This is a genomic window from Parasphingorhabdus sp., from assembly GCF_049667325.1.
Classification (GTDB): Bacteria; Pseudomonadota; Alphaproteobacteria; order Sphingomonadales; family Sphingomonadaceae; genus Parasphingorhabdus.
Window position 1 is genome coordinate 1 of the sequence record NZ_JBATHY010000162.1, and the last position, 7,703, is coordinate 7,703.

9 protein-coding genes are annotated in these 7,703 nt (G+C 59.5%); 6 read left to right on the top strand and 3 right to left on the bottom strand.

Features of this window, described 5'->3' with window-relative positions; translation table 11 throughout:
* Positions 1-389: formyltetrahydrofolate deformylase (locus WBM93_RS07335; protein WP_424430231.1), on the top strand; the 389-nt coding region annotated here is incomplete at its 5' end.
* A gap of 16 nt (positions 390-405) precedes the next feature.
* On the opposite strand, the gene gspI is transcribed toward WBM93_RS07335, so the two are convergent.
* Together gspI and gspH are read right to left on the bottom strand one after the other, a co-directional pair.
* Complete coding sequence (gene gspI / locus WBM93_RS07340; protein ID WP_424430234.1) at positions 406-819, bottom strand: type II secretion system minor pseudopilin GspI; 414 nt, start codon at positions 817-819, stop codon at positions 406-408.
* Positions 816-1,295, bottom strand: coding sequence for a type II secretion system minor pseudopilin GspH (gene gspH / locus WBM93_RS07345; RefSeq protein WP_424430237.1), 480 nt, complete (start codon positions 1,293-1,295; stop codon positions 816-818). Before gspH ends, gspI begins: the two co-directional genes overlap by 4 nt.
* A 103-nt stretch (positions 1,296-1,398) precedes the next feature.
* On the opposite strand from gspH, the gene WBM93_RS07350 reads away from it, so the two are divergent.
* From WBM93_RS07350 to WBM93_RS07370, 5 genes are all read left to right on the top strand, one after another.
* Positions 1,399-2,196 carry an enoyl-CoA hydratase-related protein gene (locus tag WBM93_RS07350; protein ID WP_424430240.1) on the top strand — a complete coding sequence of 266 codons (798 nt, stop codon included), beginning with the start codon at positions 1,399-1,401 and terminating at the stop codon, positions 2,194-2,196.
* Between the two features lie 73 nt (positions 2,197-2,269).
* Positions 2,270-4,231 carry an alkyl/aryl-sulfatase gene (locus WBM93_RS07355; protein WP_424430242.1) on the top strand — a complete coding sequence of 654 codons (1,962 nt, stop codon included), beginning with the start codon at positions 2,270-2,272 and terminating at the stop codon, positions 4,229-4,231.
* A 12-nt stretch (positions 4,232-4,243) separates the two neighbouring features.
* Positions 4,244-5,398, top strand: coding sequence for an acyl-CoA dehydrogenase family protein (locus tag WBM93_RS07360; RefSeq protein ID WP_424430245.1), 1,155 nt, complete (start codon positions 4,244-4,246; stop codon positions 5,396-5,398).
* Entirely contained in the window at positions 5,398-6,426 is a 1,029-nt protein-coding gene (locus tag WBM93_RS07365) for an acyl-CoA dehydrogenase family protein (RefSeq protein ID WP_424430248.1), read from the top strand. The genes WBM93_RS07360 and WBM93_RS07365 overlap by 1 nt, the downstream gene beginning before the upstream one ends.
* A 74-nt stretch (positions 6,427-6,500) precedes the next feature.
* On the top strand, positions 6,501-7,478 hold the full coding sequence (locus tag WBM93_RS07370) for an NAD(P)H-dependent flavin oxidoreductase (RefSeq protein WP_424430250.1): 978 nt from the start codon (positions 6,501-6,503) through the stop codon (positions 7,476-7,478).
* 62 nt (positions 7,479-7,540) lie between these two features.
* Here the strand turns inward: WBM93_RS07370 and WBM93_RS07375 are convergent.
* The coding region (locus WBM93_RS07375) for an RcnB family protein (protein WP_424430253.1) at positions 7,541-7,703 on the bottom strand (163 nt) is incomplete at its 5' end.

A 7,703-nucleotide genomic window follows, 5' to 3' on the forward strand; every position in this document is an offset into this window, starting at 1 on the left:
TGGACGTGATGGAGCGGGGACAGGCCGATTATCTGATCCTCGCGCGCTATATGCAGATATTGTCCGACGATCTGAGCGCCAGAATGGCCGGCCGCTGCATCAATATCCATCACAGCTTCCTGCCCGGATTCAAGGGGGCAAAACCTTATCATCGCGCGCATGAGCGCGGCGTCAAGCTGATCGGGGCGACCGCCCATTTCGTCAGCGGGGAACTCGACGAGGGTCCGATCATCGAGCAGGCGGTGGAACGGGTTGACCACCGCGCCAGTGTCGAGGAAATGATCCGGATCGGACGCGACATCGAGGCGCAGGTTCTCGCCAAGGCGGTAAAATGGGTGGGAGAACGTCGCATCTTGCTCAACGGCAACCGGACAGTGGTGTTTCGATAGCACCGTTCTGAACGGGCTAGTTCGCCTGTAACGGAGCCTCGGCTTCGATCAACATCCCGGCTGGCCGCAATATCGTCAGCGACGCGGGTGCCCCGCTGATCTTTTCCCGGGCCGTGATATCAACTTGGATAAACCGGCCTTCCTCGGTCAATTGCGCGCTTTGCGTCCAGGTCCAGCCGAGACCGCCATTTTGCTCCTCGCCGCTGCTGTCGCCGAGACTGGGCGGGCGCGGATCGGTGAGGATTTCGACCGCCCGGTTGCGGACCACCGATTGCGCGACCACCCGCAGTTCCAGTTCGGCGGCATTATGGGTGGTAAAAGCCTGAAGCCGGATCAAGGCGAGCGCGGCGAGACTGAACACCGACAGGGCGACCAGCATTTCGATCAGGGTAAAGCCGCGCTGGTCAGATTTTGCGCCAGGCTTCATCATTGCGCGCTTCCGGCGAGCTTCACATCGCCCATCGGTGCGATCAGGATGTTGCGGCTTTGCCCCTCGCCCTGCAACACCAGTTCCGCCTGATCGCTGGGCAGGCCGGTGCTTTCAAAGCTGATCATCATCGGTCCATTCTCGCCGATTTTCGCGCGGACACCGCCGGACCAGTTGGTCGACACAAACGGTTTGTCCTCGATCACCGACCAGCTGCCCTTGCGTCGCTCGAGAAAACTGTAGCCGGAGGGTGTGACCTGCACCGCCATCGGCCGTGATTGCAGGATCGCGTTGTCGCGCAGCGCCGCCGTCCGCGCCGCGAAGCGCTGGGCGTCTTCCTGTAATGCGCTGTTGCCGCTCGGGAAGGACAATATCGCCACCGAGGCCATCAGCCCGATGATCAGCAACACGACCATCAATTCCACCAGGGTGAAGCCCGCAGCGTCGTGGCCAGAGATTGGATTGTTCTGCCGGATCATCTATATCCATTTAGCGATTTGAACGGAGCGAGTCTTGCAGAATCCGCCGTCCCCTGCAATGACGGCGGGATAAGATAAGAAACGCAGGGCAAAGGAATTTTCGATGGCTGACGTCGTACTCTATGAGAAAAATGACCGGGTCGTGACGATCACGCTGAACAAGCCTGAGAGCCGCAACGCCCTGTCCAAGGATCTGTGCGAGGCCCTGGTCAACGCGATCAACAAGGCAGATGCCGATGCCGGTGTCAGCTGTGTCGTCCTCGCCGCCAACGGCAAGAGCTTTTCCTCGGGCGGCAATCTCCACGAGATAAAGGCGATGACCGCCGAGCAGAAGATGACTCCGCTGGAAATCGAGAACTGGTACAAGACGGGCATCCAGCGCATCCCGTTGGCCTTTTCCCAAATCTCGGTTCCGGTGATCGCTGCGGTCAACGGCCATGCGATCGGCGCTGGCAATGACCTGACCACGATGTGCGATATCCGCATTGCCGGCGAGGATGCGATATTTGCCGAAAGCTTCCTCCGCGTCGGGATCATCCCCGGGGATGGCGGCGCGTGGCTGTTGCCGCGGATCATCGGCCAGGCGAAAGCCAACCAGATGCTGTTCACCGGCGAATTTATCGATGCCGCCAAGGCGCTGGACTATGGCCTGGTGTCCGAAGTCGTGGCGAACGAAAAACTGCTCGAGCGCGCCTATGAACTGGCCGAAATGGTTGTCGGGCTACCGCCGCTGGCGATCCGCAAGACCAAGGAGCTGGTGCGCACCGCGCAGAGCGTGACGCTCAAGGAAAATCTTGATCAGGCGGCCTTGTTCCAGGGCGTGTTGCAGCAACTGGATGATCATCGCGAAGCGATTGACGCGATACTGGAGAAGCGTAAACCGGTGTTCAAGGGAGCGTGAGATTGGTTTGGCGGAGAAATATGGAAAATATGCGCTTGCTGAGGCGGGGGCACACAGGAGCAGGGGACATATTATGAAATTTCGCGCGGCACTGGTTCTGACAACCGCATTTCCCCTTCTCCTTGCCAACTCTCCGCCCGAGGGCACCGCAACCGAAGCCACCAGGACCGCCAATGCCGAGGTCGCCGCCAGTCTTCCGATTGCCGACCAGACAGATTTCGAAAATGCCAAGCGCGGCTTTCTCGCCAAAATCGCCGGGGACGAGATCCTCAACGAAGACGGTTCCGTCGCCTGGGATTCGCGCCAGTTTGACTTTATCGAGGGTGCTGCTCCCGATACCGTGAATCCGTCGTTGTGGCGGCAGGCAAAGCTCAACAGCATCCACGGCCTGTTCGAGGTCGTACCCGGCATCTATCAAATTCGCGGCTATGATCTGGCGCAGATGACGCTGATCGCCGGCAAGACCGGCTGGATTGTCGTCGATCCACTGACTACGCCCGCCCCGGTCAAGGCTGGCCTTGCGCTCGCCAACAAGACACTCGGCAACCGGCCGGTTGTGGCGGTGATTTTCACCCATAGCCATGGCGACCATTTTGGTGGCGTCGCGGGCGTCGCTTCGCCCGAGGATATCCGGGCGGGCAAGGTCCAGGTTATCGCGCCGCACGGCTTTCTCGCCGAGGCGATTGGCGAAAGTGTGATCGCCGGAACCGCGATGAACCGGCGGGTGCAGTTTCAATTTGGCACCGCATTGCCGGCGGGCAAAACAGGCCATGTCGGTGGCGGTCTGGGCCAGAAAATATCCAGCGGAGATGTCGCGCTGATCCCGCCGACCAGATCGATCAGCAAGGATGGCGAGACCCTGCTCGTCGATGGCATCAGCTTCGACTTCATGGATGCCGGCGAAACCGAAGCGCCGGCCGAGCTGGTTTTCTATCTGCCACAGTTTAACGCACTCCACACCGCGGAAGTCGCGACCCGCACGTTCCACAATGTCCTGACCCCGCGCGGCGCGCTGGTCCGCGATACGCTGAAATGGAGCAAAGTGATCGACGCGATGCTGGACAAATATGGCAGCAAATCCGACGTCATGCTGGCCTCCCATCACTGGCCGACCTGGGGCAGTGGCAATGTCCGCACTGCCCTCAAAAACCAGCGCGGCATCTATCGCTATGTCCATGACCAGACCATGCGGCAGGCCAATCAGGGCGCGACCATGCACGAGATTGCCGAGAATATAGGCGAACCGGATTTCGCCAAAAGCGATTTTGGCGTGCGCGACTATTACGGGACACTCAATCACAACAGCAAAGCGGTCTATCAACGCTATTTCGGCTGGTGGGACGCGGTCCCGGCGCATTATCACCAACTACCGCCAGTTGAAGCCTCGAAAAAATATGTCGCGGCGATGGGCGGTGCCGCAAAGGCGCTGGCAATTGGCGAGAAGGCCTTTGCCTCAGGGGACTACCGCTGGGCAGCCACGGTCTTCAACCATCTGGTATTTGCCGATTCCGCCAGCGAGACAGCCCGAAAATGGCTGGCTTCCACCTACGAACAGCTGGGATTCCAGGCCGAGGCCGGAACGTGGCGCAACATCTATCTGGTTGGCGCCAAGGAACTGCGCGAAGGCAATATTGTCAAAGACTCGATCAGCACCGCCAATGCCAAGGTGCTCAGCGGTATTCCCGCAGTCGACCTGTTTGACGCGATGGCGACCCGATTCAACCCGGCGAAGATGCAAGGTGATGGCGGAATCATCCGCTTCTGGTTCCCGGACCGGAAAGAGGCAGTGAGCATCGACCTCGGCAAGAGCGTGATGTTTCCTCGAAGGGAGATTTATACTGTCACTGCCGATGGGTCTGATACCCAGATTACCATCAGCCGGGCCTTGTTTACAAAATTGCTCATACGCGAAGCCGATGCGCTGGATCTGATCCAGAAGAAAGACATGGTCGTCACTGGCAATGTTGCCCTGATGGCCGCGATGTTTGGCGCTTTCGACGAAGTGAATCCGCAATTTGATATCGTCACACCTTGAGAGGCAACGCGCATGCAGCGATTTAATTTCCCCGTCGTCCAGCCCGAACCGGCGCTTGAAGAATTGCGCGCCGAATTGCAGGCGTTCCTGAGCGAAGAGAGAAGGAGCGGCAATTTCAGACCGGAGCCGGAATGCTGGATGGCATCTGCTGATCCTGAATTTTCCCGAAAAATGGGGAAGCGCGGCTGGATCGGCCTGACATGGTCGTCAAAATATGGCGGTCACGACAAGACCGCGCTGGAACGCTATATTGTCACCGAAGAAACCTTGCGTTCCGGCGCGCCCGTCGGCGCTCACTGGATCGCGGATCGCCAACATGCCCCGATGTTGCTTGAGCACGGCACCGAGGAACAGAAGCTCGACATCCTTCCACGTATTGCCGCAGGCGAATGCTATTTCGCGATCGGTCTCAGCGAGCCGGGTGCGGGTTCCGATCTCGCCAATGTCAAGACCAAGGCAGAAAAAGTGGACAAAGGCTGGAAGATCAATGGCCAGAAAATCTGGTCCTCGGGCGCCCAGATCTCACATTATATGGTGGCGCTGCTCCGCACCTCGCCCGCCGATGGCCGAAACCGCCATGTCGGTCTTTCGCAGATCCTGATCGATCTGAGCCTGCCCGGCGTGACCATCAAGCCGATTGTCGACCTGTCCGGTGACGCCCATTTCAACGAGGTCTATTTTGAGGATGTGATCGTCCCCGATGACTGCCTGCTCGGCGAAGAGGGTGGCGGCTGGAAGCAGGTGACCGGCGAACTGGCGATGGAACGGTCCGGACCGGAACGCTTTCTCTCCAGCTATATCACGCTGGAAACCGCGCTGTACCAGCTCGGCGGAAAAATGGGCTCGGATAGCCATGCCCGGCTCGGAAAGCTGATCGCCAGTCTGCGCACGCTGAAAGGCATGTCATGGGGTATCGCCAATCTGCTCCATCAGGGCGTGTCGCCCGAAACCGAAGCGGCGCTGGTCAAGGATCTCGGCAACCGGCTGGAAAATGACCTGACCCAGCAAGTCCGTGCAATTCTCAATGATCTGCCGTCCGAAGACTGGAGCCCGGACATGCGGCGGATCATGAATATCGGCGTACTACGTGCGCCGCCCAACACTTTGCGCGGCGGGACGACCGAAGTGATGCGCGGCATCACCGCGCGGCAACTGGGGTTACGCTGATGATCAACACCGAAGGCATGGTCGCCGACACAGCCGCAAAAATCTACACCGACCTGTGCGGCCGGGACGTTCCCCACAAGGCGGAGGCCGGGGAGTATCCGCAGGCGCTCTGGGATGCTCTATCGCAAAATGGCCTGCCGCTCGCCTGGACCGGCGAAGCCAATGGCGGTTTTGGCGCCGATTATGACGAGGTTTTCGGCGCGATCTGGGCTTCGGCACAGGCGGCGTCGCCGGTACCCTTTGCCGAGACGCTGATCGCCAACTGGATGCTCGACCGGGCAGGGCTCGCACCAGCCGACGGCAGCGCCAGCTTTGCCCTCAGCGGCCACACACCCAGCGCCGACATCCCCTTTGGCATGCACGCCGACAAGATTGTCCTGTTCGATGAGGCTCATCAGGAAATATCCCTGTTCGACAATCGCGAAGGCGTCCGGTCGCCCGAACAAGCGCTATCACCCGATGGCATGACCCAGTTCATATTTTCGGGCCATCTGGCGGAACATTCGGCGAAGACGGAACTTTCGCGACGGGCAGTGGAAGCGCTGATTCTGACCGTCCGCGCAGTGCAAATGGCCGCGGCCATGGAAATGGCACTGAATCTGTCGATCGAATATGTCTCCCAGCGCGAACAATTCGGCAGGCCCTTGTCCAAATTCCAGGCAATCCAGCACCAGCTGGCGGTTGCCGCCTCCGAATGCGCTGCCGCGACCATGGCCGCGACCCAGGCCGCCAGCAGCATTGCCCGTCACAAGGACGATCCGGAAAAGGCCTGGCACGAGGCGGTGATTGCCAAGGTCCAGATCGGCCATAGCATCGAGGCGGTCACCGTGCCGTTCCATCAGGTGCACGGGGCGATGGGCTATACCCAGGAATATGATCTGCACCATTATACCCGCCGCCTCTGGGCCTGGCGCGACGCGCTGGGCAACGAACATCACTGGTCGAAATTGCTCGGAGCGGAGCTTGCAGCAGTGTCTCCGGACCAGATCTGGAAAGGCGTGACAACCGGCAAATGGGCTGCTAGTTAATCGCGCGATTAAACCGATTCTTCTGGATCGGGTGAACATGCTTCCAATCCTTCCAACCACAGGAACCAAATCCCATGAAAACACGCATCACCGAACTGTTCGGCATCCAGCACCCGATCATCCAGGGCGGTATGCATTATGTGGGATTTGCCGAACTGGCAGCGGCCGTATCCAACGCTGGCGGCCTTGGCATTATCACCGCATTGACCCAGCCGTCGGCAGAAGCGCTGGCGAACGAAATCGCCAAGTGCAACGACATGACCGACAAGCCTTTCGGCGTGAACCTGACGTTTCTGCCGGTCGTGAACTCGCCCGATTATGAAGGCATGGTCAAGGCGATCATCGAGGGCGGCGTCAAGGTCGTCGAAACCGCTGGCAATAATCCGGTGCAAGTGCTCCCCGCGCTGCACGACGCGGGCATCAAAGTGATCCACAAATGCACCGCCGTCCGCCATGCGCTGAAGGCCCAGCGCATCGGCTGTGACGCGGTGTCCGTCGACGGCTTCGAATGCGGTGGTCATCCCGGCGAAGATGATATCCCCAACATGATCCTGCTGCTCCGCGCCGCCGACGAGCTGGATATTCCGTTTGTGTCTTCCGGTGGTCAGGCTGACGGTCGCAGCCTTGTCGCCTCGCTGGCAATGGGCGCAGACGGCATGAACATGGGCACCCGCTTCATCGCCACCAAGGAAGCACCGGTGCATCAGAATGTGAAAGATGCGATTGTCGCGGCAAGCGAACTGGATACCCGCCTCGTGATGCGGCCCCTCCGCAACACCGAACGCGTGCTCAACAACCCGGCGGTCGAGCGATTGCTCGAAATCGAAAAGGAAAAAGGCGCCGACCTGCAATTCAGCGACGTCATTGAACAGGTCGCGGGCGTCTATCCCAAGATCATGCTCGAAGGCGACATGGACATCGGCGCGTGGAGTTGCGGAATGGTCGCCGGCCTGATCAACGATATCCCGACCTGCAAGGAATTGATCGACCGTATCATGGCCGAAGCGGATCAGATCATCAATCAGCGGCTCAAGGGCTTCATGGCGGGCTGAACGGACAGGAAAGACCCCGGAATTGCTTCCGGGGGCTTTTGTTTAATGGTTGATCGTTTGGTTTAACGAGCAATCGCGTTGCCGATTACTGCTCCGATAATGCCGCTGGTCAATCCGATCAACACAGCATCATTGCCTGACCGGACCCATTGGTAGCCGCGCGGTGCATTGGACAGCCGGTAGGCACGGGGATTGTCGATCACGCGGTAATTTGTGGCATAACGC